The sequence below is a fragment of the Allobosea sp. 10N428 genome (assembly GCF_056394545.1).
The window spans coordinates 95,047-120,083 of record NZ_JBFTIC010000009.1; the positions used below are offsets into that span (position 1 = coordinate 95,047).

Sequence of the window (25,037 nt, forward strand, 5' to 3'; positions counted from 1 at the left end):
CTGTGATGCGGCGCCGGCTCAGGCGGCCGGCAGGGCCGCGCGCGGCGCCTCGATGCGGGTGATGGCCTTCTTGACCGCCTCCTGCACCTTCTCGAAGGCGCGCACTTCGATCTGGCGGACGCGCTCGCGCGAAACGCCGAACTCCTCGGAGAGCTGCTCCAGCGTGATCGGATCCTCGGCGAGACGACGCGCCTCGAAGATCCGGCGCTCGCGCGGGTTCAGCACCGCGAGCGCCTCGTGCAGAGCCGTATGACGGTTGCTGCTCTCCTGCGAATCGGCGAGGCGGCGCTCCTGGCTCTCGGAATCATCGACCAGCCAGTCCTGCCATTCGCCCTCGCCATCCTCGCGCAATGGTGTGTTGAGCGAAGCGTCGCCGCCGAGGCGGCGGTTCATCTCGACCACATCCTGCTCGTTGACGCCGAGCTTGGTCGCGATCTGCTTGACCTGATCGGGGCGCAGATCGCCCTCGCCCAGCGCCGAGATCTTGCTCTTGGCCTTGCGCAGGTTGAAGAACAGCTTCTTCTGGTTGGCCGTGGTGCCCATCTTCACCAGCGACCAGGAGCGCAGGATGTACTCTTGAATCGAGGCTTTGATCCACCACATCGCATAGGTGGCGAGGCGGAACCCCTTGTCAGGCTCGAAGCGCTTGACCGCCTGCATCAGGCCGACATTGCCTTCGGATACGACTTCGCCGATCGGCAGGCCGTAGCCGCGATAGCCCATGGCGATCTTGGCGACGAGGCGAAGATGCGAGGTAACGAGCTTGTGCGCCGCGTCGCGGTCGCCATGCTCGCGCCAGCGCTTGGCCAGCATGTACTCCTCGCTCGGTTCCAGCATCGGGAACTTGCGGATTTCGTCGAGATAACGTGACAGCCCGCCTTCGGCGGACAGGACAGGCAGCGAAGCACTCGCCATGCGCGTGTCTCCTCATCAAGGCTCCCGCTGTGCGGCAGGCCCACCGCGCGATCAACCTTCGCGCAGGTTTCGGATGATGCGAGTAGATCCAACGCAGCAACTGCTGTGGAGTTCGGCTGGACTGATCGCGTGCGGCGCCCCCTTGGCCATCCGCATCCGACAACCCCAGTATATGCGAACTCAGTCTGGCGGAAAGGTGGCAGAGAAGCCAGATTGACTCACAGCGTCGCGAGCGCGGTTTGCAGATTCGCAAAATCCCTGGGCGGCTCGGACTCGAACAGCATTTCCTCGCCCGTGGCGGGATGCGCAAAGCCCAGGATGGCGGCATGCAGTGCCTGGCGCCCCAGCGCGGCGAGCGCCGCCTGCGCGTCCGCGGGCAGTCGCACCGCCTTGGTGACGAATCCCGAGCCGTAGAGCTGGTCGCCGAGCAGCGGGTGGCCGATATGGCTCATATGCACGCGGATCTGATGCGTGCGCCCGGTCTCCAGCCGGCACTCTATCAGGCTCGCCAGCGGCTCGGTCTCGTCGAGCCCCTTGAGCAGGGGCGGGTAGCGCTCGATTAATTCTATGTGCGTGATCGCCTCGCGGCCACGCCCCTCCTTGACCACCATCATCTTCTCGCGATTGCGGTTCGATCGCTCGATCGGCGCATCGATCGTGCCCTGGTGCAACCGCGGCACGCCCCACACGATGGCGAGATAGGCCCGCTGCAGCGGGCCGGTGCGGCCGTGATCGGCGAACTGCTTGGCGAGCTTCTGATGCGCCTGATCGTTCTTGGCGACGACGAGCAGTCCGCTGGTATCCTTGTCGAGCCGGTGCACGATGCCCGGCCGCCTGACGCCGCCGATGCCGGAGAGGCTATCGCCGCAATGCGCGATCAGCGCGTTGACGAGCGTACCATCCTCATGGCCCCCCGCCGGATGGACGACCAGCCCCGCCGGCTTGTCGATGACGATGAGATGTTCGTCCTCATAGACGACATCGAGCGGGATATCCTGCCCGATCGGCTCGGCCGGCTTGGCCTCGGGCATGACGAGGGCGAGCTCGTCGCCTTCGACAACCTTGCGGCTCCCGTCGCTGACGACGGCGCCGTTGAGGCGGACGCCGCCCTCCTTGATGACGTGCTGCAGCCGCGCACGTGAAATCTCGCCCGCGAGCAGCGCGAGCGCCTTGTCGAGGCGTTGGCCGGCCTGTTCGGGGCCGACCTGCAGGGTCACGCTGGCATTCGGATCGAGAACGGATGTCATCGCGCCGCTATACGTTGCATGCGGCGGGACCGCACGCCTTTTCGTCCAGTGCGATTGGCGGCGCTCAGCCGAACAGGCGGAAGCCGCTCTTCTTCGGCTCCGGCGGCGGCTCGTCGTCCGGCCCCGGATCATCAGGCGCATGCGAGACCGGGAAGATCACCGGCTTGGGCGGCGCGGCTTCGCGCGCAGACGCGGCCGGCTTGATGGTCTCGGCCGACGTGACTTCGGCAGCCCGGGCTTCGGCCGGCTTCGCGGCCTCCACCACCACGTCGACCGGCTTCGCCGCTGCGGCCGGCTTCAGCTCCTCCTTGGGAGGGGGCTGCACCACCGCCGCGGCGGCCTCCGGCTTCGGTTCTTCCTTCGGCGCGGGCGCAGCCGGGGCCGCAACCGCCGCGGGCTCGATCGTCGTCGCCGAGACCGGCTTGATCTCGATCAGCTTGGTCGAATCGTCGAGATCGACCAGCACGTCGTCGAGTGGCTGAGGCGGGCTCCCCAGCGTCGCCGGCGGCACGGTCCAGACGAAAGCGTCGAGGCGGCCGGTGATCGGTGAAACCGGCATCCAATGGTCGGAGACCAGTCCGTCCGCGACCCAGGCCGCATCATGCGGTGCGCGCGTCGCCCGCGCCAGCCATTCGCGAACCCGGCCAGCGGCGCCATGCTCGGCTTCCTCAAGCTCCGCCATCAGCAGGCAGGCGCGCACCGAGGCGCCGCCGGCTAGCAGCGGCTTCAGGGTCTCGCGCGCCTTCTGGAATTCGCGCGCCTGGATCGCGGCGCCGGCCAGCGCCAACACGCTCTCCGGATCGGCCGGCCGCAGCTTCGACAAGGTGGTCGCACGGTTGAGCCGGTCGAGCGCACTGTCACCCGGCCGCGCGTCGAGATAGGCGGCCGCGATATCGGGATGCGGTGCTTCGCGCCAGGCGGCTTCCAGCAGCCTGGACGCCTTGCGGACATCTCCGCGCTCCGACAGCATCCGTCCGGCAAGCGCCGCGGCGGGCGTCAGCGAGGGCGCGAGCTTCACCGCCTCGAGAGCCGCAGCGAGCGCCTTCTCGGGCTCACGGTCCCGCTCTTGCAGCGCTTCGGCCGCGAGCAGCACGGCGCGCTGGCGCCGCGCCTCCGCCTTGTCGGCAAGCCGCAGCGCGGCGCGGCGCTCGACGGCCGTGCGCGCCGCCTGCCAGTCGCCGGCATTGGTATGAAAATCGAGCAGCGCATCATTGGCCCAGGCGAGCGAAGGAGAGCGGCGCACGGCGTCATCGGCGAAGGCGCGGGCCGCCGCCATGTCGCCGCGGCGCTTGGCCTCGACGAAAAGGCCGCGCAGGCCGAGCACGCGCGTCTCCGGCTTGTCGAGCATGGCCTTGAAGGCAGCCTCCGCTTGGCCGCGATCGCCCGAGAGCTGCGCCGTCTGCGCTTCGAGCAGCAGCGTCAATGGCTCGTTCGGCACGAAGCGGCGCGCTTCGCTGGTATAGCGCCCGGCCGCGACGGGATCGCCCGCGCCGATCGCGACCATGCCGCGCGAGACGGCCTCGAAGCCGCGCGCCCGGCGCCTGGCGCGCGAGGACAGGCTGAAGGCCGAGGGCAGGCCGAAGACGAAGCGCAGCACCGCCCAGACCAGCAGCACGATGAACGCAAGCGCCACGACGCCGACCGCGGCAATCGCGACGCTGGTCTCGATCCGGTAGCCCTGCCAGAGCACCGAGACCTCGCCCGGACGATCCGCAAGCCACACCGCGCCGAAGGCAAGGCAGGCGAAGACGGCGAGATAGATGAGAACGCGAACCATGGACCCTCTATCCTCCGTCAGCCGGCGGCGCCGAGCGCCGCGACTGCATCCTGCGCGATCTTGGCGATCGCCGCATCCGCCGCAGCCCGTTTCTGTAGATCGGCGCCGAAATCCGCACTGGCACGGCGCGCCGGCTCGGGCAACTGTCCCCACAGTGCCGCAGCCTTCGGCATGTCGCCGGCCGCAATGGCAGCCTCGAGCCGGATGGGCAGCGTCGCCGGGTCTGTGGAACCATTATCGCCGACCGGGCGGACCGTGACGATCCGGCTGGCGAGGCCGAGGAGCTTGTCCGACCAGCTGCCGGATTGCGGCGTGACCTCGCGCTGGAACATCGCACCATGCTTGCGGAAGCCCGTAAGCATGGCCTGTTGTGTCGGCGCACCTGAAGAAGCGACGGCGGCGAGAGCCGTCAGATCGGCTTGCGCGACGCCGCTCTTCGCCAGCGCCGCGACGTCGCCGACGAAAGGACGTCCGTCGGCGAGCGCACGCTGCACCCGCTCGGCCAAGACGACCCGCGCCGCGGCGGTCGCTTCGGGGCCGATCGCGGCCGCGCTCTTCGCCTGCGCCTCGACCGCGCCGACGCGACCCGTGATCTGGTCGAGTCGCTGCCCGAGCGCCGCTGTCGCCGCCTCTGCCCGCTGGGCCTGGGCCGCGAAGGCGCTCGTATCGGGCGCAGATGCGTTGCCGAGGGCCCCCAGCTTGCCGGCGAGCGCTTGCATCTCCGAGCCCGCTTTCGTCACCGCGTCCGACGCGGCGGTCGCCTTGCGGTCGGCCAGCGCGATGCTGGTCTGCACGGCATCGATCCGGTTGCGCAGTTCCGCAATCTCCTCGCCGCTTAACTTGTTGTGAGCCAGGGAAATGAGGCCAGCGCCGATCACGCCACCGGCGAGCCCGCTCGCCATCAGAGCGAATCCAAGAGCGAGCCACGGCGTGCGCGCCGGACCCGGACGCTCGACAGCCTCGCGGGGCGGTGCGACAGGCGGCGGCGTGAACTCTTCGGGCAGGGCCTCCGTCGGCGCAATCGCTTCCGGGGGATGGGCGTCTGCATGAGCGGTATCGGGCGCCGCTGCAGGCGCTTCCGCCTCGGCCTTGAGCTCGATGGTCGGCGGGGTGCGTTTGAGGCTGCCGCGCGGCTCCGGCCGGGCGGGGTCGGATGCGCCGGCCCGCGCGGAGACCTGTTCCAGCGCGGCGAGCATCCCCGCCTCCTCCGGGTGCTCGGCGACAAGCACCGTGCTCGCCCCCGCCGCGATCAGCGGTGCCGCGACGTCGGCCGACAGCACGACATGGGTGAGTTCGAGCGCCGCGTCCGAGACACCGGCGGCCTGTGCCAGTGCGATGAAGGTGCGGGCCCCGCGCGCCGAATAGTGGAGAGCCGCGTCGCCCGGCTGACCATGCCGCAGCGCGGCTTGGGTATCCTCGGGCAGGACGGTGACGGGCTCGGCCGCATAGGCGGTCCAGAGCGTCACCGTGTAGCCGGCTTCCTTGAGCCGGTCCGGCACATCCTCCTTGCGATCGCGCCCGACGATCATCAGCAGTTTCGCCGGGGCCGGAAGCGTCCGCTTGATCAATTCGATCAGGTCGTTGCGGTCGCCATCCGCGCTGCGCGCATCGTCGAGCCCGGCTTCGCGGACCCTGGCCGCCGTTCGCGCACCGACGGTGAAGACCGGCAGGTCACGCCAGCCGGCCGGCCCTTCGGTGAGTGCCGGGATGGCGTTGCCGCTCGTCAGCACGATCGCGTCGAAAGCAGCCTCCGGTGCTGCTCCGGGCAGGCGGACCACATCGAAGAGCGGCGCGAGCACAGGCTCGAAACCATGATCGGCAATGGCGCGCGCGGTCCGTTCGGCATCGGGGCGGGGACGGAAGACGAAAACGCGCATTCACAGCTCCTGACAAGAAGGGCAACGACCACCGGACGATGCGCAAACGATGCAGCGAACCGCGTTCGATCCGCATTGAGGCGGAACAATGATGCCGTGCATGCCGTCTCCGTTTTTGTCTCTGCAGCAAAGGTCGTGGCCCACGCCCCTTGGCCTTGCACCGTACCGCGCACTATACGAAGGAATGGCCGGCGAGGAACTGCCGGACATGCCCCCTCGTCCCGTTCTTCCGTTCCGTGAGGTTAATCGAACGATCATGCGTGTCCTTGGGATCGAGACGACCTGCGACGAAACAGCGGCCGCGATCGTCTCCGTCGAGCGCTCGGGCGAGAGCAAGATCCTGTCGAACGAGGTGCTGAGCCAGATCGCCGCCCATGCGGCCTATGGCGGCGTCGTCCCGGAGATCGCGGCGCGCGCCCATGTCGAGGCGATCGACCGCATCATCGCGCGCGCCTTCGCGACGGCGGACATGAAGCCCGGTGAGATCGATGCCGTTGCGGCGGCGGCCGGTCCCGGCCTGGTCGGCGGTGTCATGGTGGGCTTGACCGCCGGCAAGGCGATCGCGCTCGCGACCGGCAAGCCCTTCATCGCGATCAACCATCTCGAGGCGCATGCGCTGACCGCCCGCCTCACCGACAACCTCGCCTTCCCCTATCTCCTTCTGCTGGTTTCCGGCGGCCACACCCAGTTGCTGGCGGTGCGCGGCGTCGGCGACTACCTCAAGCTCGGCGGAACCATCGACGACGCAGTCGGCGAGGCTTTCGACAAGATCGCCAAGATGCTGGCCCTGCCCTACCCCGGCGGCCCCTCGGTCGAGCGCGAGGCGTTGAAAGGCGACCCCGAGCGCTTCGATTTCCCCCGCCCGATGCAAGGCCGCGCCAATCCGGATTTCTCGCTCTCCGGCCTCAAGACCGCCGTGCGCCTCGTCGCCGAGCGGATCGCACCGCTTTCCGACAATGACGTCGCTGATCTCTGCGCCTCCTTCCAGGCTGCCATTGTCGACGTCATGGTGGACCGCACCCGTGCCGGGCTGCGCGCCTGCCGCGAGGCAGGCATCACGCCCTCGACGCTCGTCGTCGCCGGCGGCGTCGCAGCCAATCAGGCGATCCGTAGCGGGCTGACGCGCCTCGCCACCGAAGCCGGCCTGCCGATGGTCGCCCCGCCGCAGGCGCTCTGCGGCGACAATGGCGCGATGATCGCATGGGCCGGGCTCGAGCGGCTCCGCCTCGGCCTTGTCGACGACATGACGGTTGCCGCCCGCCCGCGCTGGCCGCTCGACGAGCTCTCGGCCAAGCCTACGACCGCCGCATGAAACGCGCGGCGGCCTACGCGACCATCGGTGTTATCGGCGCCGGCTCCTACGGCGCGGCGCTGGCGCTCGCCGCAGCCCGCGCCGGGCGCAAGGTCCGGCTTTGGGCGCGCGACCCGGAGACCGTCGCGGCCATCGAGCGCAGCGGCCAGGCGCCGCGCCTGCCCGATGTCGTGCTGCCCGAAACGATTCGCGCCACGGCCTCTCTCGACGACCTCGCGGATTGCGCCGCGCTGATCATCGCCGTACCGACCCAGAATTTGCGTTCGGCCTGCCAGAATCTGGCTGGGCATCTGCCGGGGGGCGTGCCGATCGTCTCCGCCGCCAAGGGCATCGAGCAGGCGAGCGGCCTGTTTCCGACCGAGATCATCGAGAGCGTGCTACCCGGCGCCCGCACCGCGATCCTGTCCGGCCCGAGCTTTGCCGCCGATATCGGGCGCGGCCTGCCGACGGCGGTGACGCTCGCGGCGGCAGAACCGGAGCTGGCGCAGGCGCTGGCCGAGGCGCTCAGCTCGCCAGCCTTCCGCATCTACCATTCCGACGATCCGCTCGGCGTCGAGATCGGCGGCGCTGCCAAGAACGTGCTCGCCATCGCCGCCGGCATCACCATCGGCCTCGGCTACGGCGAGAGCGCGCGCGCGGCGCTGGTCGCGCGCGGCTTCGCGGAACTGCGTCGCTTCGGCGAGGCCTATGGCGGCGAAGCGGAAACCCTGATGGGGCTGTCGGGCCTCGGCGACGTCGTGTTGAGCTGCGCCTCCCCGCAATCGCGCAATTTCGCCTATGGTCTGGCACTCGGGCAGGGTCGCAGCCCGGCCGAGGCGGCAGGCGGCAGGCTCGCCGAAGGCGCCTTCACCGCCCCAGTTCTGGTCGAGATGGCGCGCTCCCGGAGCATCGAGACGCCGATCGCCGAAGCCGTCGCCGAGATCATCGCCGGGCGCATCGGCGTGCGGGAGGCCGTGGCCGCCCTGCTCGCCCGCCCAATTCGGGCGGAACGATAGGGAGAGGGACATGGCAAACGACTGGTCCGACCTCACCAAGCGCGTCGCGCGCGGCATCGCCGAAGTCCGCAAGACCACGGGCTCGGAGCTCGTCGCGGAGGGACAGCCCGTGCCGCTGGCCGGGCGGATCGCCGGCCCGGTGCTCCAGCATCGCCGGCGCAAGGCCGAGGGCACGCATCGCTTCGTGCTGATCCTGCCCTTCGGCGAGGGCGAGGTCCGGGTCGAGCTCGACCCCAAGGATTACGCCGCACTGACGCGCGAGATGGTGCGGTTCTGGAATGAACAGGGCGAGGCGGCGTCGCAGCCGCCGGTGCCGCTCAAGGAGGACGAGGCCTGATGGCTCACTGGCTGATCAAATCCGAACCCTCGGTCTGGTCCTGGGACGACCAGGTCAAGGCCGGCGCCAAGGGCACGCATTGGGACGGGGTGAAGAACCACACCGCCAAACTCAACCTGATGGCGATGAAGAAGGGCGATCAGGTCTTCTTCTACCACTCCAATGAGGGGCTCGAGGTCGTCGGCATCGTCGAGGTCATCAGTGAAGCCTATCCCTGGGAAGACGCCGGGCCGCCCTGGGTGCTCGTCGATTTCAAGGCGGTGAAGCCGCTGCCGAAGCCCGTTTCGCTTGCAGCGGTCAAGGCCGAGCCGAAGCTCGCCAAGATGTCGCTTGTCACCTCCTTCCGCCTCTCGGTCCAGCCGGTGACGGACGAGGAATGGGCCATCGTCTGCAAGATGGGCGGCCTCTGACCGCTCAGCCGCGATAGTATCCGGCAAAGGGCGGATAGGTCGCCAGGGCCCGTGGCCTATAGGGCAGCTTCTCATCGAGGATCGGCACCGCCTGCGCCTGCAGGCGCGTCTCGACGGCCGGCGCCATCCGTGCCGGCTGCGGCTGGAACCCGTGCAGCACGAAACTCTCCCGCGTGCCCTCGCTCCAGGGCAGCCACGATGTCTTGCGCTCGTCATGCTGCAGGCCGAGCGCATCCGGTCTGAGCTCGGCGACCAACCCCGGCTCGACCATGAGCGGAGGCATGGCCGCTCGCGCTTCCGCGATCATCCAGCCGAGCGTCAGGTCGGACAGCCCCATCTGCAGGCCATAGCCGCCGCCGATGTCGGTATGCACGCCGGCAAACCAGACCTGTCTGATTTGTCCCGGCGGCGCCTGCGTCTCGTCCCAGAGCTCGGGCGCGAAGACCTGCCGGTTCTCGTCGATGGCGAGCGCCTGGCGGCCATGGGCGACCTGCCGGTTGAGGATCGCGTCATGGAATTTGTGGCGACCCGGCAGGCTACCAATAGCCGGCAGGCCGAGCGCGCGCACCGTATCCCAGACGCCGACGAAGAAGGGGGGCGCCGGCTGGGTGGCATGGCGTTGCCGGAACGCCGCCGCGGCCTCGATCCGCGCTGCGCGGTCGCGGATCATGTAGACATCCTTCACCGCGCTGGCCGCAAGCGCCCGCACCTCGCGCGCCTGAATCGCGTCGGTGAAGCCGTCCCAGCGCAGGACATTGATAAAGCCGCCCGGCACACCGCAGAGCGCAAGCACCCCGCCGAGGCTGCGCACCGTGTAGGCGCCGCGGCTGAAGCCGAACAGGAAGATGCGGTCGCCCGGCCTGTAGGCGCAGAGCAGCGCGGCGTAGCAGTCGATGATGTTGTCGGTGATGCCGTATCCTGTTGCCTGGGCGAGGAGGTCCTTGAAGCGCCGAAACGGCCCGCGAATCTCGCCCTCGTCGGGATTGGAGCCAAGGCCGGGGTCGTAGAAGCAGATCTGGCGGGCGGGATCGACCTCCCGCGTCGCTATGAACAGGCGATAGATGCTCGTCCAGTTGATCGGGTTCGCGCCTCCGGCCTGCCCCGTCCCATCCGAGAAGATGCAGACATTGCGCGCCATGGAGCCCCTCCTGCCCCCGCACCCTACCATGTGATGAGACGCTCCGGGGACAATTTGGCCCGGAACCATGCTTCCAGCGCCTGCCCCTGCCACGAAAGTGCGACGCACAATGGGTTGCCGCGCCGTGCTCGCATCCTATGATGCGCGGAATTCAAAGGAAGCGATGTCCCCGACAGCTCGCGAGAGCCGAGGGACCAACGCAACACAGACGGCCTAAGTCTGGGGAGACACCCGAATGTCCGATACGATCTACGACGTGCCCGCCGGCTGGTCCGAGAAGGCCTGGGTCGACAACGCTCGCTATCAGGAGATGTATGCGGCCTCGGTCGCGGATCCCGAGAAATTCTGGGGCGAGCACGGCAAGCGGATCAACTGGTTCAAGCCCTACACCAAGGTCAAGAACACCAGCTACGAGCCGGGCAAGGTCTCGATCAAATGGTTCGAGGACGGCACCACCAATGTCGCCCATAACTGCGTCGACCGGCACCTCGCCACGCGCGCCGACCAGACCGCGATCATCTGGGAAGGCGACAACCCTGCCGAGTCGAAGACGATCACCTACGGCCAGCTCCATGCCGAGGTCTGCAAGTTCGCGAACGTGCTCAAGGCACATGGCGTCGCGAAGGGAGACCGCGTCACCATCTACCTGCCGATGATCCCCGAGGCGGCCTATGCCATGCTCGCCTGCGCGCGCATCGGCGCTGTCCATTCGGTGGTCTTCGGCGGCTTCTCGCCCGATTCGCTGGCGAGCCGCATCGAGGATTCCGATTCCAAGATCGTCATTACTGCCGATGAAGGCCTGCGCGGCGGCCGCTCGGTCCCGCTCAAGAAGAACGTGGACCTCGCCGACGACAAGGTGAAGGGCGGCATCGGCACCGTCATCGTCGTCAAGCGCACCGGCGGCAATGTCGCGATGAAGGACGGCCGCGACGTCTGGTATCACGACGAAGCCGCCAAGGTTTCCGGCGATTGCCCGGCGGCCGAGATGAATGCGGAGGACCCGCTCTTCCTGCTCTACACCTCGGGCTCGACCGGCAAGCCGAAGGGCGTTCTGCACACCACGGCCGGCTATCTGGTCTACGCCGCCATCACCCACCAATACGTCTTCGACTACCATGACGGCGACGTCTATTGGTGCACCGCCGACGTCGGCTGGGTGACCGGCCACAGCTACATCCTCTATGGCCCGCTCGCGAATGGCGCGACGACGCTGATGTTCGAGGGCATCCCGACCTATCCGTCGATCTCCCGCTTCTGGGAGGTGATCGACAAGCACAAGGTCAACACCTTCTACACCGCGCCGACCGCGATCCGCTCGCTCATGGGCGCCGGCGAGGAGCCGGTGAAGAAGACCAGCCGCGCCTCGCTGCGCCTGCTCGGCTCGGTCGGGGAGCCGATCAATCCGGAAGCCTGGGAGTGGTATCACCGTGTCGTCGGCGACCGCCGCTGCCCGATCGTCGACACCTGGTGGCAGACCGAGACCGGCGGCATCCTGATCACGCCGCTGCCGGGCGCCACCAAGCTCAAGCCCGGCTCGGCCACCCGGCCCTTCTTCGGCGTCAAGCCCGAGATCGTCGATGCTGCCGGCCTGGTGCAGGAAGGTGCTTGCGAGGGCAACCTCGTCATCGCGGACAGCTGGCCCGGCCAGATGCGCACGGTCTATGGCGACCATCAGCGCTTCATGGATACCTATTTCGCGACCTACGCGAACAAGTACTTCACCGGCGACGGCTGCCGGCGCGACGCCGACGGCTATTACTGGATCACCGGCCGCGTCGACGACGTCATCAACGTCTCCGGTCACCGCATGGGCACGGCCGAGGTCGAATCGGCCCTTGTCGCGCATCCCTCGGTCTCAGAGGCTGCGGTCGTCGGCTATCCGCACGACATCAAGGGCCAGGGCATCTATGCCTATGTCACCCTGATGGCCGGCGAACAGCCCAGCGACACGCTGCGCAAGGAACTCGTCGCCTATGTCCGCAACGAGATCGGCCCGATCGCCTCGCCGGACCTGATCCAGTTCGCGCCCGGCCTGCCCAAGACGCGCTCCGGCAAGATCATGCGCCGCATCCTGCGCAAGATCGCCGAGGACGAATTCGGCGCGCTCGGCGACACCTCGACGCTGGCCGACCCCGCCGTCGTCGACGACCTTATCGAGAACCGCCAGAACAAGCGCAAAGCGGGCTGATGCCTTTGGTGGCGGCGCTCAATGGGCAGCCGCCACCACTTCGATCTCGACCTTGAATTCCGGCCGGGTGAAGCCCGAGACGATCATCAGGGTCGAAGCCGGCGGCGGCGCGCCGACATGGCCGTCGCGGGATTCCATATAGCCCTTCATGTAGGCGCGGTCGGTGACATAGGCATTGACCCGCACGATGTCAGCTAGCGTCATCCCGGCCTCGGCCAGAATCGCTGCGATATTGGCAAAGCACAGGTCGGCCTGCGCCCGGACATCCTCGGGTACGCTCCCATCGGCGGCGATCCCGAGCTGGCCGGAGCAGAAGACGAGCCGCTTGCCCACCGGCAATTCCATACCATGGCTGTAACGGGCGAAGGGCGGCGCAATCGCGGCGGGGTTGAGCGGCTTCATATCGCGAGGTCTCCGGGAATCGCCCGGACTATGCCTGCCCACATCTGTTGGAACCAGAGCATCGGTGACGGGTTCGCATCGCGCCCGGCCTGCGCTAGATCATGCTCATGCCGCGTTCATTGCGTTCCTGTGTTAATGACGCAAAGTTCGGCTGACCGAGATCGGAACCCGCGCCGCATGACGACGACGAAGATTGCCACGCCTGCCGCCCTCGCCCGCGCGGCCGCCCTTCTGCCTCTGCTGGTTCTGACCGCCTGCGCAGGTTCTCAACGCTTCACCGGCCCGGTGATGAATTCGCCATCCTACGGTCAGCCGGTGCTGCCTTCCGCGCCTCCGGTCAGCTCGGCACCGATCACGTCGGAGCCGCTGCCGCCGCCCCCCGGCTCTCCGATGGCCTCCGCTTCCCCGTCGGCAGGCGGTGGCCTGCCCGCGCCGCAGGACCCGTTCTTCAATCCCGGCGCCGGCGCGCCGCAGGGCCAGCCGCTGCCGCCCGGCGGCCAGCCCTTGCCGCCGACAGGCCAGCCGGAGCAGTCGCCCGGCCTGCGCGGCAGCAGCAACCAGGTCGCGGGGCTCGGCTCAAGCGCCACCGCGCCGCGCGCGGCCGGAAGCCGCGACGGCATGGTCGGCGGCTGGACGGCACGGGAGGCGACCGGCGGCTCCTGCCGGATTCAGCTGTCAAGCACGCCGACGCTCGATCTCTATCGCGCCAGCTCGTCGGGCTGCGCGAATCGGGATCTCCAGAAGATCACGGCGTGGGACTATCGCGACGGCGAGGTCTATCTCTACCAGCAGGGCGGCACCGTTGCGGCCCGTCTGCGCGGCGGCCCCAGCTCGCTCGATGGGGCAGTGACCAAGTCCGGTGCGGGGCTGTCGCTCAGCCGGTAATCGGCGGTCCGGCATCGGGATCGCGGGCGGAAGGATGCCAATCCGCCCTCGCCGCATTCGACCGACGAGGAATTAAGGTCTGAGCGCGCGTGCAAGCAGGGTCGTCGGCCAGAAATTCTTCTGGATCGACAGGGCGAGCGTCGCAAAGCCGGTCGCATTGTCCAGCGCCTCGTCGAGAATGGTGAAGGGTGTCGGCCCTCCCGTCATGATCACGCCTTCCACATCCGCGTAGCCGCCGACGAGATCCGCTTCGAACTTGGCGGCGAGCCGGCGCATCGCCGCGTTGCCGGGCAGGCAGGTCATGTAGAGCGTGCGGATGCTGCGATTGCGCGCCGCGGTGATCAGTCGGTGAAAAAGATCCGTGCCGATACCGCGTCGGCGCCAGCCGCTCTCGACGCTGAAAGCCGCCTCGCCGGTCTGCGCGACGATGTCGTCGAGACCGCGCAGCTCGGCCGCACCGCGCACGATCCCGTCTTCGACATAGGCATAGACGAGTCCGCCCACGCCGAAGGTCGTCGCCGCGTAGTTCTCGAGAAAGGCATCATTGACCGCGGTGCCGAACCGCTGATGGCGTGTCACGGGATCGAGCCGTAGCAGATGCTCCCGCAACAGATCGCGTTCCGTCGGCCAAAGTCGCCGGATCATGCCGGTGCCGGCCTTCACGCCGGCGAGTTTCGAACGAGCCAATTATCATCTCCTGAACAGCGCGAAGCGCGCACTGCCGACCAGGAGCGTATCTTCCCTAAAGCGTTCTCCAGATTGTGCGGGATTCGGGCGAATGCAAGGCGCCGACCTGCGGCATTTTTGCCGGGTCTGATCAAGATTTAAGCCAGAAACGCAAAACATCATGCAGAAAAGGCATGATGACAGGCTCTCCACAGCCTGGGGATGCCACGAAAAAAAGCACTACAACCGCGGATATCGTCGTGCGATAATTTCGCACGTACCCCGATGACGGCGCGTCCGGCATGAGCTAAGTTGCGTGCTCCCGGTCACTCATACTTGAAGCTCCATGTTCGATCGTCGCAAGCCTCCTGCTGCCCAGCCTTTCGTCACGCACGAAAATATCGAAGCCAAGGTTAAGTGGTTCGACCCCGAGAAGGGGTTCGGTTTCGCATCGCCCTCCGATGGTTCGGGCGATGTCTTCCTGCACGTCTCGGCGATCGGCCCGCTCGATCAGCAGGACCTGCTGCCCGGCGCCACCATCGTCGCCGATCTCGGCGAGGGACGCCGCGGTCTCCAGGTCGTTGCGATTCACGAGATCGATGCCTCCACCGCGACCCAAACCGCGCCGGCTCCGCGCGCCTTCTCGCCGCGCCCGCCGCGTGATGATTTCGGTGGCGGCTACGGCGATCGGGATCGGGGCGGATTCGGCGGCGATCGTGATCGCGGCTTCGGCGGCGGCGACCGCGGTGGCTTCGGTGGCGGCGGCTTCGGCGGCGGCGATCGCGGCCCTCGCGGCGGCGGCTTCCAGGACCGCGACAGCGGCCCGGTCGAAGGCCCCTTCGACGGCGCCGTGAAGTTCTTCAACTCGGATCGTGGCTTCGGCTTCATCGCCCCCGACAAGGGCGGCCCGGACGTGTTCCTGCATGTCTCGTCGCTGAGCCGCAGCGGCCTCCAGCCGCCGGTCGACGGGCAGCGCGTGCGCTTCTCGATCCGCGCCGGCCGCAAGGGCCCGGAAGCTGCGAACGTCAGCTTCATCTGACCCCAATCAGATCGCTCCAAACGTCAAAGGCCCGCCGATGGCGGGCCTTTTCTTTTTCTCGCTTGAGCAGCAGCCAAACGGCAGCATAGACCGGGAAACGCGCCAAAGGCGCGCTCCCCGCGCCATTCTCAATGGTCGTGATCGCCTTCGAGACCGCCGATGTGCTTCTGGGTGTAGAGTTCGAGGCCGACGCGCTCGATCAGGTCGAGCTGCGTTTCGAGGAAGTCGATATGGCCCTCCTCATCCTTCATCAGCGCCTTGAACAGGTCTTCGGACGGGTAGTCGCCGACGTCACGGCAATACTTCGCCGCTTCCTGATAGAGGGCGCGCGCCTCGACCTCGGCCTTGAGATCGCACTCGATGACTTCCTTGACGTTCTCGCCGATGCGCAGCTGGTCGAGCGTCTGCAGGTTCGGGAAACCTTCGAGGAAGAGGATACGGTCGACGAAACGGTCGGCATGGACCATCTCCTCGATCGATTCCTTCTTCCAGGTCTTGGCCATCTCCTTCAGCCCCCAATTGTCGAGCATCCGGTAATGCAGCCAGTACTGGTTGATGGCTGTGAGCTCCGAGCGCAGCCCCTTGTTGAGATATTCGATGACCTTCTTATCGCCCTTCATGGCGGAGCCCCTCAATGAATTACATTAGAATGATACTAATGTAGACAGGGTAGCCTCAGAAGGGAAGAGGGAAAACCGTCTTCGCTGCGCGCCCGATGCGAGCGGGCAAAGCAAAAAAGCCCGCAGCGACTCAGGCCGCAGCGGCATCCTCGGAGAGGGCGATGCCTTCAAGCATGCGCTCCACGGTGACATGCACCGCGCATTCGATCTCGCGGCTGGCACAGCTATGGCACTGCGTTGCGCAAGCGGCACGCGCCTCGGCCAGGAGGGTCCGCACCTCGCGGGCGCAGCGCCCGCAATCCGGGCTGCAGCCGAGGCAGTCATAGGCCTCGCCCGCCGTCCGCGGACCGCTGCCGTCAGCAGCGACGGTGCCCTTGATCTGACGGCAGGAGATAACGTTGCAGGAGCAAACAATCACGCGTGATGGCCCACCACGCGCTTGGTCTCGATCTCTTCGCCATCGGCGCGGCGCAGACGCACGATCACCTCGACCGAGGAGATCACCATCCCTTCCGGCGCCTCCGGCAGGCCGGCGACATGGATCGTCGAGCCCGGGATATCCGTGACCGTCTCGTCGTCCTCGTTATAGAAGTGGTGGTGCTCCGACACGTTGGTGTCGAAGAACGTCTTGGGCCCGGAGACCGAAACCTGGCGCAGCAGGCCGGCTTCCGAGAACTGGCGCAGCGTGTTGTAGACGGTCGCCAGCGACAAGGGCTCGCGGGCGCGGATCGCCTCCTCATAGAGCATCTCGGCGCTGACATGGCGGTCGCCCTTGGCGAAGAGCAGCCAGCCCAACGCCATGCGCTGGCGCGTCGGCCGCAGGCCGGCGGAGCGCAGACGGGCCTTCACCGAGCTGATCGGGCAGGAGGCAGGGTTCTTCTGCGGCCACGGAATATGGTCGCCTGCCACCGGCTTGTGATCCTGATCCTTGTTCGTCAGAACGCCCATCGATAACGCCTTCCACCACGCCGGTCGCCCGGCCGCGCAGTTTAGAAATCCTCTAAACTACTGATATTACTAACATATTTGCCAAGGTCGGCGTCGGTTGTCAATCTTCGCGGCTGCGACATCCGGCAGCAACCACAGTTTGCCGATCACGAAATCGTACGCTCGGAGACGTCTGCGAGACCTGGCGCGGGGCAGCGGGGGCCGGCCGGCGGCCGCGCTCGCAATCGGCCAGGGGGTCAGTGACCGCCGCCGCCCCCGGCAGCCGCCTTGGGCGGCTTGCGCAGGAAAAGCGACAGCACGACCAGGCTCGCGAAGATCAAGGTCAGGGCAAGGAAGACGTCGCTGAAGGCCATGACCAGCGCCTGCTTGTGGACGCGCTGGTTGATCAAGGCCAGCGCCATCTTCTGCGCTGCGTCGCCATAGTCGCCGAAGCGCTGCACCGTATTGGCGAGCGCCTCCTCCGCCACGCCGCGGCCGGCCACCACCATCTCGTGCAGCCTGGTGATGTGCAGGTCCGTGCGAGTGTTCAGCATTGTGTTGATCACCGCGAGCCCGACGGCGCCGCCGAGATTCCGGGTCAGATTGTAGAGGCCGGAAGCGTTCTTGAGCTGCTGCGGCGGCAGCGTCCCCAACGCGATATTGTTGATCGGCACCATGCACAGCATCAGCGAGCAGCCGCGCAGGATCTGCGGGACGAGAAGCTCGTAGAAGTCCCAGTCCGCGGTGATGAAGGAGGCCCACCAGGTTCCGAGCGCGAACCCTGCGAAGCCGATCATCATCATCACGCGCGGATCGAGCTTGGCCGAGAGCCGCCCCGCGATCGGCGCCGTCAGGAACATGGCAAGGCCGGTAACGAACATGGTCTCGCCGATCATCAGTGCATCGTATCCGCGGATTCGCCCGAGATAGACCGGGTAGAGATAGGTCAACCCGTACAGGCCGATGCCCATGCAGAAGGAGAACAGCGAGCCGAAGGCGAAGTTGCGGTCCTTGAAGGCGTAGAGATCGACCAGCGGGTCGTCGCGCGTCAGTGCCCGCCAGAAGAACAACACGGCGCCGAACACCATCACGACCGAGAAGAGCACGATCTCATGACTCTGGAACCAATCGAGCCGCGTCCCCTCCTCGAGCACATATTCGAGGCTGCCGAGGAAAGCGGCCATGCCGGCCAGGCCCAGCCAGTCGAAGCGCTTGATCAGGCTGTGGTCGGGCTTGTCGAAATCGATCAGCGTCCAGGCCGCGATCGTCACGCCGATGCCCGGCACGACGTTGACGAGGAAGAGCCAGTGCCAGGAGAAGGCGTGGCTGAGATAGCCGCCGACCGTCGGGCCGATCGTCGGCGCCAGCGTCGCGACGAGGCCGATCAGCGGCGAGACCACCGGGCGCTTCGACGGCGGAAAAATGGTGAAGGCCGCGGCGAAGACGCCGGGGATCATGCCGCCGCCGATAAAGCCCTGCACGGCGCGCCACAGGATCATCTCGTTGATCGAGGAGGCCTGGGCACAGAGCACGCTGGATATGGTGAAGCCCGCTGCGGCGATCGAGAAGAAGACGCGCGTCGACAGCGCCCGGCTGAGATAGCCGGAAAGCGGGATCATGATCACTTCCGCGATCAGATAGGCCGTCTGCACCCAGGCGATCTCGTCGGCCGAGGCGGACAGGCCGGCCTGGATCTCCGCCAGCGAGGCCGAGACGATCTGGATGTCGAGGATCGCCATGAACATGCCGAAGACCATCGCCAGGAAGGCGAATATCCGGCGTAGGGGGATGGCGTCCGGCGCCGGCGGCGCTCCCGCCGGCGCATTCAGGGTCGCGGTGGCCATGGCGGCCTCCTCGATACGGGGTCAGCGCTGGCTGGCGGGACGGGGATCGATCGAGACCACGACGGACATCCCCGGCCGCAGCACGTGCTGACCGGCCGATTCCTTGTCCAGCGCGATGCGCACCGGAACGCGCTGCACGATCTTGGTGAAGTTGCCGGTCGCGTTGTCGGGCGGCAGCAGCGTGAACACCGAGCCCGTGCCGCCGGCGATGCCGCTGACCGTGCCATGGAAGACCTTGCCCGGCAGGGCATCGACGGTGACGCTCGCCTTGTCGCCGACCTTCAGCGGTCCGACCTGGGTCTCCTTGAAATTCGCATCGACATAGACCTGATCGAGCGGAACGATCGACATCAGGCGCTTGCCGGCGCTGACGAGATCGCCGAGCTGCAGATTGGTGTTGGCGACGACGCCGTCGATCGGCGCGGCGATCTTGGTGAAGGTGAGGTCGCGCTCGGCCTTCTGCTCGGCGACCTTGAGCTCGTCGATCTGGCGGGCGGCCTCGACGCGCTGCGCCTCCAGCACCTTGATATTGGCCTGCGCCTGCACGATGCCGGCCTTGGCGCTCGCGACCGAAGCCACCGCCTGGTCGCGCGCAGCCGTCGCCGCATCGAGTGTTGCCTGCGAGCCGTAGGACTTGGCCGCGAGGCTGTTGGCGCGCTCGAAATCGGCGACCGTGCGGGTCACCGCCGCCTCGGCGGAGTTCTGCTGGGCCTGGGCCTGGGCAAGTGCGGCGCGCGCCGCCTCGACCTGGCTGTCGATGCGCGCCAGCGTGGCTCGCGCCGTGGCGGTCTTGGCCCGGGCACTGTCGAGCGCGATCCGCCAGTCGCCATCATCGAGCGCGACCAGCGGCTGGCCGGCCTTGACTTCCTGGTTCTGCGTCACTGAGACCGCTGCGATATTCGCCGCGAGCTTGGCCGAGATCGTCGCCATCTCCGCGCCGACATAGGCGTCGTCGGTCGAGACGATGAAGCGGCCATTCCGCCACCAGTCGATGCCGTACCACAGGCCGGCGCCGACGACGGCAGTCGCTGCGACCATCATGAGGCCACGCTTCAGCGGGCTCTTGCCGCCCTTGGCCTTCGCAGGCTCGGCAGCAGGCGGGGCGTCCCTGACCGGCGCTTCACGCGCCTCGCGGGCGGTGGCGGGCTCGGCCGGCTGGGCGGTCTCGGCCTTGGCATCGACCAGCTTCAGCCGGTCGCGGCGGGGTTCTGATGCGGTTTCAGCAGACATCGTGCGTCCTGCATGTCAATTCGAACCATACGGTTCGATTGCGCTTGAAATAGCGCGAGAGATATTGCATATCAAGTCAAATCGAACCGATTGGTTCGATTCTTTTTCGCAGCTGCCATGCAGAGCCCGCAGGTCGGGCCAGAGTATGATGACGGAAACCTCTGAAGTCCCGGTAAAGACGGGCCCGCGCAACCGCCGGATCGCCGGCGCGGATCCGGACAAGCGCCGCCAGATCCTCGATGGCGCCTTGCAAATCTTCACCTCGCGCGGCTTCGACGCAGCTAGCATGAGCGACATCGCCGCGGCGGCGAACGTCTCGAAGGGTACGCTCTACGTCTATTTCCAGGACAAGGAGCATCTCTTCGTGGCGCTGATCCAGCGCGAGCGCGAGACGCAGAAGCGCGGCGCCATCGAGGCCCTGAACGAGGATTCCGATCCGGTACGGGCGCTGGGCAATTTCGGCCGCTGCATCGTGCGAATGATCAATGGCGATCTGGCCGTCAGCGCGCATCGCGTCGTCATCGGCGTCGCCGAGCGCATGCCGGATCTCGGCCGGGAATTCTACGAGAACGGGCCGATGCTCGGATCGCGGCTGATTGCGGGTTATCTCGACCGCATGGTTGCCGAGGGCAAGCTCGCGATCGACGATACCTATCTGGCCGCCGTCCAGTTCCTCGATCTCTGCCAGGCGACGCTGACGCGCCCACGCCTGTTCAATGCCGTGCGCATGCCGCCGAGCGACGAGGAGGTCCAGCGCGTCGTCGGCGAGGCGATCGCGATGTTCATGGCGCGCTATGGGCGCGGGACCGGCGCCGAGCCGGCCCCACGCTGATCGCGACGCCTTATTTCAGCGCCTTCAGGCTGTCGATGATCGACGCCAAATCCTTGAGGTTCTCCTTCTCGCCCTCGGGCGAGGCCCAGTAGGTCACCACGAGGCCCTTGGTCTCGGTGGCCTGCAGCAAGGTCAGGCTGACATGGGTAGGGCCGTCCTCGTCCTTGCCGGTCCACTGCACCTGGACGCCTTCCATGCCATTGTTGGAGAACGGCTTCTTCTCCTGCGTCGCGGGATCGACGACGACGCCCTTGCTCTTCAGCCAGGTGACCGCTTCGGCGATGGCCTGTGCGGCGTCCTTCAGCTCCGTCACCTCGACCGAGATGTAGACGGCTTCGTCGTCGGACGTCGATTCGACACCTTTGGCGATCTCGGTGGATTCCCAATCGTCCGGCATCGTGATCACCGCAACGGGGTTGGGATCGGGAATCGAATAGGTCTTGGCGCTTGCGAGCCCGGGCAGCAGGAAAAGGCTGGCGGCGAGAACCGCGCGTGCGAGATGGATCGGCATAGGTCGTTCCTGGGAAGAAGACGCCGGATGGCGTAACGTCATCCTATAGCAACATTGCCGCCATGCCGCGCATCCTAAGGCGAAGCTGAGTCTCTATCGCGATCCTTGGTTACCGACCGTCAGCCGGCGACCTGCCTGGCGCGGATGCGCTCGCGATGGGCCGTGTATAGTCCTGACGCCGCGATGATGCTGGCGCCGACATAGGTCCAGATATCCGGGATCGCTGCGAAAACCAGATAGCCGAAGATCGAGGACCAGAGCAGTTGCGAATAGGCAAAGGGCGCTAGCAGCGAGGCATCCGCATACCGGAAGGCCTGAATCAGAAAGATATGCCCTATCGTCGAGATGCCGCCAATGAAGACGCCGATCATGACGGCCTTGAGATCGAGCGCCTGCCAGCTGAACGGCGCCGCCAACGAAAGCAGGATGAAGCCGATCGTGGCGGAATAGGCCAGCGTCACCACCGGGATCTCGGTGCGGCTCATCATCCGGGTCATGATCAGCGAAAACGCCCAGAAGAACGACGAGCCGAGAACGAAGAACGACGCGCCATGAAAGCCGGCGCCACCGGGGCGCACCACAACCATCACGCCGATCAGCCCCACGATCGTGGCCAGCCAACGCCGCCAGCCGACGACCTCGCCCAGAATGGGAATGGAGAGCGCCGTCACGAAGAGCGGCGAGACGAAGGAGGTGGCGGTGGCGTCCGCCATCGGCAGGTCGTGCAGCCCCGCCACGAACAGGATCGAGGAGATCGTCACGCCCAGCGCCCGCAGCACCTGCAGGCCCGGCCGCCGCGTGCTCATCCTCCGAAAGCCGCCGGTGAAACAGACGGTGGCGAGCATGATCGCGGCAAACGTGCCGTAGCGCATCCAGGTGATCTGGAGCGCGGGCAAGGTGGTCGCGAGATATTTGGAGGCGATATCGCCGCTGCACATGAAAATCGACGAGAGCAGCAAGAGCGCGATGCCGCGCGCGGAATTGTCGATGCGAAGCGATCTGCCTTCCTGCGGAGGGGCGACCGGTTGCTCAGGAAGGGGAGCGTTGGGCAAGGGCTCGGTTCACGGGCAGGGATGCTCAAGCCTTAGCCGTTTTGCCCTGCATATTCACACGCAAAGACGGTCACCCGCCCATGCGCGTGGACATTGCCCGTGACCCTGCCCGGTTTCCGGACAGGGTGGGCTGCGCAGTCTGCTTTAGGCTGCCTGCTTGCGCGGCTGGATCAGCTTGCGGTTGACCAGCACCTCGGCGATCTGGATCGCGTTCAGCGCCGCGCCCTTGCGCAGGTTGTCGGAGACGCACCAGAAGGCCAGGCCGTTCTCGACAGTCGCATCTTCGCGGATGCGCGAGATATAGGTCGCGTCCTCGCCCGCCGCCTCATGCGGGGTGATGTAGCCGCCGGGCTCGTGCTTGTCGATGACGAGGATGCCTGGCGCGGTGCGCAGCACCTCGCGCGCCTCGTCGGCGGTAACAGGCTTCTCGCACTCGATATTGACGCTCTCGGAATGGCCGATGAAGACCGGCACGCGCACGCAGGTCGCGGTCAGCTTGATGTTCCTGTCGAGGATCTTCTTGGTCTCGACCATCATCTTCCACTCTTCCTTGGTGAAGCCGTCCTCCATGAAGACGTCGATCTGCGGGATGAGGTTGAAGGAGATGCGCTTCGGAAACTTCTTGGTGGTGACCTCGCCGGCCGAGAACACGGCGCGGGTCTGGTTGAAGAGCTCGTCCATGCCTTCCTTGCCGGCGCCGGAAACCGACTGATAGGTCGAGACGACGACGCGCTTGACGCCGAACTTGTCATGCAGCGGCTTCAGCGCCACGACGAGCTGCGCTGTCGAGCAGTTCGGATTGGCGATGATGTTCATCTTGGAGAACCCGGCGGCGGCGGCGGCGTTCACCTCCGGCACGATCAGCGGCACGTCGGGATGCATGCGCCAGGCCGAGGAGTTGTCGATGACGACGGCACCCTGCGCGCCGATCTTCGGCGACCAGATCTTCGAGATCTCGCCGCCAGCCGACATCAGGCAGATGTCGGTGTCGGAGAAATCGTAATGCTCGAGCGCCTTCACCTTCAGCGTCCTGTCGCCGAAGGAAACCTCTGTGCCGACCGAGCGGGACGAGGCCAGCGCCACGACCTCACCGACGGGGAAGGCGCGCTCGGCGAGAATGTCCAGCATCTCGCGGCCTACATTGCCGGTTGCACCGACCACTGCGACCTTGAAGCTCATGATGTGATCCTTTGCGGATAGGGCGGTTCGGATCTCCCTTTGGGGGCCGCCCCGCGCCGGGCTCGGGCGGGTTCGGCGATCTGCCCCCGCCGGGGGGAGATGGACCCGGAACCGAGGCGAAGCGTCAGCGCGACGTACCGGCTTTCCCGGTCGTCGTTTTGGTCGTGAGTTTCGTCGTCGTCAGACGGACAGTCACAGAGCCAATCCCGAAGGGCTGCAAAACTTCGCAAGCAGCGCATCGCTGCACCGCGCCATGTCAGAACACCCACGGCGCGAAAAAGTCAATTCCCCCCAACGGCCAACCTGAATCTCCGCCATTAACCCTGCTCGTTGACCGGTCGTTCACGCTGCCAAGCGATCGGCGCTAGGCGGTAACCTGCCGGCGACTCTTCGCGGCCAGCCTGCCCCGTTGAAGGTTCGGGCGCCAAGGCCAGCGGCGCGGGAGTTACGTGTTGCGTTTGCGATCGGTCGATGTGGTCCTGAGAGTGCAGGCCGGGCCTCGGCGGCTCAGGCCGTGGCTTCTCCGCGCCGTCGCCTTCCGCCGCAGCATCGCCGCGGGTCTTGCCGGCATCGACATCATCCCGGTCATCATCGCTTGCGCCGACCGCGTCGAGGCGGCCTTCCGCCGGGGCGCGCGTGTCGCTCGCCACCTTGTGCCGCAGCGCGGGATCGGGCTGACCGGGGCGCTTGCCTGGCGCAGCGCAGCCGCGCTGAGCGGCATCGGTCTGACAGCGGCGCTGATCACCAGCCTTTCCGCCAAGGACGAAGCTCCGCCCCAACTGGCCAGCCTCGCGCCGGCTGCGGCAAGCTTATCGGCTCAGGCCGGGACATCTCCGCCTCGGCCGCGCAGCTCGGTTACGGCTGAGGATTGGGTCGCGATCGCTCGCCCCGCCGCGAGGTTCAGTTTGGAGACGTCCGAGCTCGGCCGGGAAGCGCCCGCCCTGGAAGCACGGCGCAGTCAGGACGGCAGCCGTCGCGAGGATCTGTTGAGTTTCGGCAGCTTCGCCGAGCCGAAACCGCATCTCGTGCTGCGCCTGGCAACTGGAGATGGCGCAGCCCCCGGAGCCCGCTCCTTCATGGTCGCCCTGGTGCATGCGGCCGCGCAGCGCAGCCTGGCGGTGGAGCGCAGCAGCACGCCGGCCCCGACCGAGACCCGTTTCGGCCCGCTGGAGACAGCCGATGTCGTTCTCGGGGAAGGCACGCAGAGCCGCAGCTGCATCGCCTTTCGTTCGCCGCCCGGCGGGGCAACCTTCGCCATGAGCGGGTGGTGGTGCGCAGGATCGAAGCCGAGCGACCGCCGGCAGTTGGCTTGCCTGATCGACCGGCTCGATCTCGCCGGCCCGGTCGATCCGGAATTGCGTGGCATCTTCGCCCGCAGCGAGCTCAATCGCGAGCCGGCCTGCGCACCTCCGCGTCTCTCCGCGACCGGCCGCAAGGCATCCTGGCTCGATGTCGACGGCAACCTGCCGGCCCTGCGGGTGAAGACGGCCAGCGCCGAACCGGTACGCGCCGTTGCCGAGCCCGGCAAGCGTCGCGACAAGCCGAATCGCCGCCAGCCCTGACACTCTCCCGAAACGCCGCCGTTCTAACAAAATTGTTAACGACGGCGTGCTACTCTTTGCGTCGGATTTCTGATGCCTACATGGAGTGGGTG

The 25,037-nt window shown here is 67.0% G+C and carries 24 protein-coding genes; 9 read left to right on the forward strand and 15 right to left on the reverse strand.

The features are described from left to right. Positions 1-18: 18 nt before the first annotated feature. The 4 genes from rpoH to AC1DDA_RS22770 all read right to left on the reverse strand — a co-directional run bounded on the left by rpoH (position 19) and on the right by AC1DDA_RS22770 (position 5,816). Positions 19-915 (reverse strand): RNA polymerase sigma factor RpoH, encoded by an 897-nt coding sequence (rpoH, locus tag AC1DDA_RS22755; RefSeq protein WP_441513966.1) that lies wholly within the window; start codon positions 913-915, stop codon positions 19-21. A gap of 218 nt (positions 916-1,133) precedes the next feature. After that, on the reverse strand, positions 1,134-2,162 hold the full coding sequence (locus tag AC1DDA_RS22760; protein ID WP_476797492.1) for an RluA family pseudouridine synthase: 1,029 nt from the start codon (positions 2,160-2,162) through the stop codon (positions 1,134-1,136). A gap of 64 nt (positions 2,163-2,226) precedes the next feature. Further along, on the reverse strand, positions 2,227-3,939 hold the full coding sequence (locus AC1DDA_RS22765) for a heme biosynthesis HemY N-terminal domain-containing protein (RefSeq protein WP_476797493.1): 1,713 nt from the start codon (positions 3,937-3,939) through the stop codon (positions 2,227-2,229). Positions 3,940-3,956: 17 nt separating this feature from the next. After that, positions 3,957-5,816 (reverse strand): uroporphyrinogen-III synthase, encoded by a 1,860-nt coding sequence (locus AC1DDA_RS22770; protein ID WP_476797494.1) that lies wholly within the window; start codon positions 5,814-5,816, stop codon positions 3,957-3,959. A gap of 256 nt (positions 5,817-6,072) precedes the next feature. Between AC1DDA_RS22770 and tsaD the strand changes: the two genes are divergently transcribed. Genes tsaD through AC1DDA_RS22790 form a run of 4 tightly spaced genes read left to right on the forward strand, consistent with a single transcriptional unit; the run spans position 6,073 to position 8,870 of the window. Further along, positions 6,073-7,128, forward strand: coding sequence for a tRNA (adenosine(37)-N6)-threonylcarbamoyltransferase complex transferase subunit TsaD (gene tsaD, locus AC1DDA_RS22775; RefSeq protein ID WP_476797495.1), 1,056 nt, complete (start codon positions 6,073-6,075; stop codon positions 7,126-7,128). Next, positions 7,125-8,123, forward strand: a complete 999-nt coding sequence (locus tag AC1DDA_RS22780; RefSeq protein WP_476797496.1) for an NAD(P)H-dependent glycerol-3-phosphate dehydrogenase — start codon at positions 7,125-7,127, stop codon at positions 8,121-8,123. The genes tsaD and AC1DDA_RS22780 overlap by 4 nt, the downstream gene beginning before the upstream one ends. A gap of 10 nt (positions 8,124-8,133) precedes the next feature. Then, positions 8,134-8,460, forward strand: a complete 327-nt coding sequence (locus AC1DDA_RS22785; RefSeq protein ID WP_149132544.1) for a hypothetical protein — start codon at positions 8,134-8,136, stop codon at positions 8,458-8,460. Continuing rightward, positions 8,460-8,870: an EVE domain-containing protein gene (locus tag AC1DDA_RS22790; protein ID WP_476797497.1), complete on the forward strand. Its 411-nt coding sequence runs from the start codon at positions 8,460-8,462 to the stop codon at positions 8,868-8,870. Before AC1DDA_RS22785 ends, AC1DDA_RS22790 begins: the two co-directional genes overlap by 1 nt. Before the next feature lie 4 nt (positions 8,871-8,874). On the opposite strand, the gene AC1DDA_RS22795 is transcribed toward AC1DDA_RS22790, so the two are convergent. After that, complete coding sequence (locus AC1DDA_RS22795; RefSeq protein WP_476797498.1) at positions 8,875-10,008, reverse strand: DUF2235 domain-containing protein; 1,134 nt, start codon at positions 10,006-10,008, stop codon at positions 8,875-8,877. 235 nt (positions 10,009-10,243) lie between these two features. Here AC1DDA_RS22795 and acs point away from each other — a divergent pair, with 235 nt between their 5' ends. Then, positions 10,244-12,196 carry an acetate--CoA ligase gene (gene acs, locus AC1DDA_RS22800; RefSeq protein WP_476797499.1) on the forward strand — a complete coding sequence of 651 codons (1,953 nt, stop codon included), beginning with the start codon at positions 10,244-10,246 and terminating at the stop codon, positions 12,194-12,196. Between the two features lie 18 nt (positions 12,197-12,214). On the opposite strand, the gene AC1DDA_RS22805 is transcribed toward acs, so the two are convergent. Further along, a complete protein-coding gene (locus AC1DDA_RS22805; RefSeq protein WP_476780446.1) occupies positions 12,215-12,598 on the reverse strand; it encodes a RidA family protein in 384 nt (127 codons plus the stop codon). A gap of 177 nt (positions 12,599-12,775) precedes the next feature. Here AC1DDA_RS22805 and AC1DDA_RS22810 point away from each other — a divergent pair, with 177 nt between their 5' ends. Next, positions 12,776-13,483 (forward strand): AprI/Inh family metalloprotease inhibitor, encoded by a 708-nt coding sequence (locus tag AC1DDA_RS22810; protein WP_476797500.1) that lies wholly within the window; start codon positions 12,776-12,778, stop codon positions 13,481-13,483. A 72-nt stretch (positions 13,484-13,555) separates the two neighbouring features. On the opposite strand, the gene AC1DDA_RS22815 is transcribed toward AC1DDA_RS22810, so the two are convergent. Next, positions 13,556-14,170 (reverse strand): N-acetyltransferase family protein, encoded by a 615-nt coding sequence (locus AC1DDA_RS22815; protein WP_476797501.1) that lies wholly within the window; start codon positions 14,168-14,170, stop codon positions 13,556-13,558. Positions 14,171-14,495: 325 nt separating this feature from the next. Here AC1DDA_RS22815 and AC1DDA_RS22820 point away from each other — a divergent pair, with 325 nt between their 5' ends. Further along, on the forward strand, positions 14,496-15,188 hold the full coding sequence (locus AC1DDA_RS22820; RefSeq protein ID WP_441513953.1) for a cold-shock protein: 693 nt from the start codon (positions 14,496-14,498) through the stop codon (positions 15,186-15,188). A 128-nt stretch (positions 15,189-15,316) separates the two neighbouring features. Here AC1DDA_RS22820 and bfr read toward each other — a convergent pair whose 3' ends face one another. The 5 genes from bfr to AC1DDA_RS22845 all read right to left on the reverse strand — a co-directional run bounded on the left by bfr (position 15,317) and on the right by AC1DDA_RS22845 (position 19,809). After that, a complete protein-coding gene (gene bfr, locus AC1DDA_RS22825) occupies positions 15,317-15,808 on the reverse strand; it encodes a bacterioferritin (protein WP_441513952.1) in 492 nt (163 codons plus the stop codon). Positions 15,809-15,938: 130 nt separating this feature from the next. Then, positions 15,939-16,226 (reverse strand): (2Fe-2S)-binding protein, encoded by a 288-nt coding sequence (locus AC1DDA_RS22830; protein WP_476780443.1) that lies wholly within the window; start codon positions 16,224-16,226, stop codon positions 15,939-15,941. Continuing rightward, positions 16,223-16,756: an iron response transcriptional regulator IrrA gene (irrA, locus tag AC1DDA_RS22835; protein WP_476780442.1), complete on the reverse strand. Its 534-nt coding sequence runs from the start codon at positions 16,754-16,756 to the stop codon at positions 16,223-16,225. Before irrA ends, AC1DDA_RS22830 begins: the two co-directional genes overlap by 4 nt. 236 nt (positions 16,757-16,992) lie before the next feature. Further along, positions 16,993-18,579, reverse strand: a complete 1,587-nt coding sequence (locus AC1DDA_RS22840; protein WP_476797502.1) for a DHA2 family efflux MFS transporter permease subunit — start codon at positions 18,577-18,579, stop codon at positions 16,993-16,995. A 21-nt stretch (positions 18,580-18,600) separates the two neighbouring features. Further along, entirely contained in the window at positions 18,601-19,809 is a 1,209-nt protein-coding gene (locus AC1DDA_RS22845; protein WP_476797503.1) for an HlyD family secretion protein, read from the reverse strand. A 148-nt stretch (positions 19,810-19,957) separates the two neighbouring features. Here AC1DDA_RS22845 and AC1DDA_RS22850 point away from each other — a divergent pair, with 148 nt between their 5' ends. Then, a complete protein-coding gene (locus AC1DDA_RS22850) occupies positions 19,958-20,641 on the forward strand; it encodes a TetR/AcrR family transcriptional regulator (RefSeq protein ID WP_476797504.1) in 684 nt (227 codons plus the stop codon). 10 nt (positions 20,642-20,651) lie between these two features. Here the strand turns inward: AC1DDA_RS22850 and AC1DDA_RS22855 are convergent, their stop codons facing one another. The 3 genes from AC1DDA_RS22855 to AC1DDA_RS22865 all read right to left on the reverse strand — a co-directional run bounded on the left by AC1DDA_RS22855 (position 20,652) and on the right by AC1DDA_RS22865 (position 23,383). After that, the gene (locus AC1DDA_RS22855) at positions 20,652-21,152 is read right to left on the reverse strand and encodes a histidine kinase (RefSeq protein WP_476797505.1); all 501 of its coding nucleotides are present in this window, start codon (positions 21,150-21,152) and stop codon (positions 20,652-20,654) included. A 119-nt stretch (positions 21,153-21,271) separates the two neighbouring features. After that, positions 21,272-22,204, reverse strand: a complete 933-nt coding sequence (locus tag AC1DDA_RS22860; RefSeq protein WP_476780437.1) for a DMT family transporter — start codon at positions 22,202-22,204, stop codon at positions 21,272-21,274. Between the two features lie 144 nt (positions 22,205-22,348). Continuing rightward, positions 22,349-23,383, reverse strand: a complete 1,035-nt coding sequence (locus tag AC1DDA_RS22865; RefSeq protein ID WP_441513944.1) for an aspartate-semialdehyde dehydrogenase — start codon at positions 23,381-23,383, stop codon at positions 22,349-22,351. Between the two features lie 452 nt (positions 23,384-23,835). Here AC1DDA_RS22865 and AC1DDA_RS22870 point away from each other — a divergent pair, with 452 nt between their 5' ends. After that, a complete protein-coding gene (locus AC1DDA_RS22870) occupies positions 23,836-24,945 on the forward strand; it encodes a hypothetical protein (RefSeq protein WP_476797506.1) in 1,110 nt (369 codons plus the stop codon). Positions 24,946-25,037 lie beyond the last annotated feature (92 nt).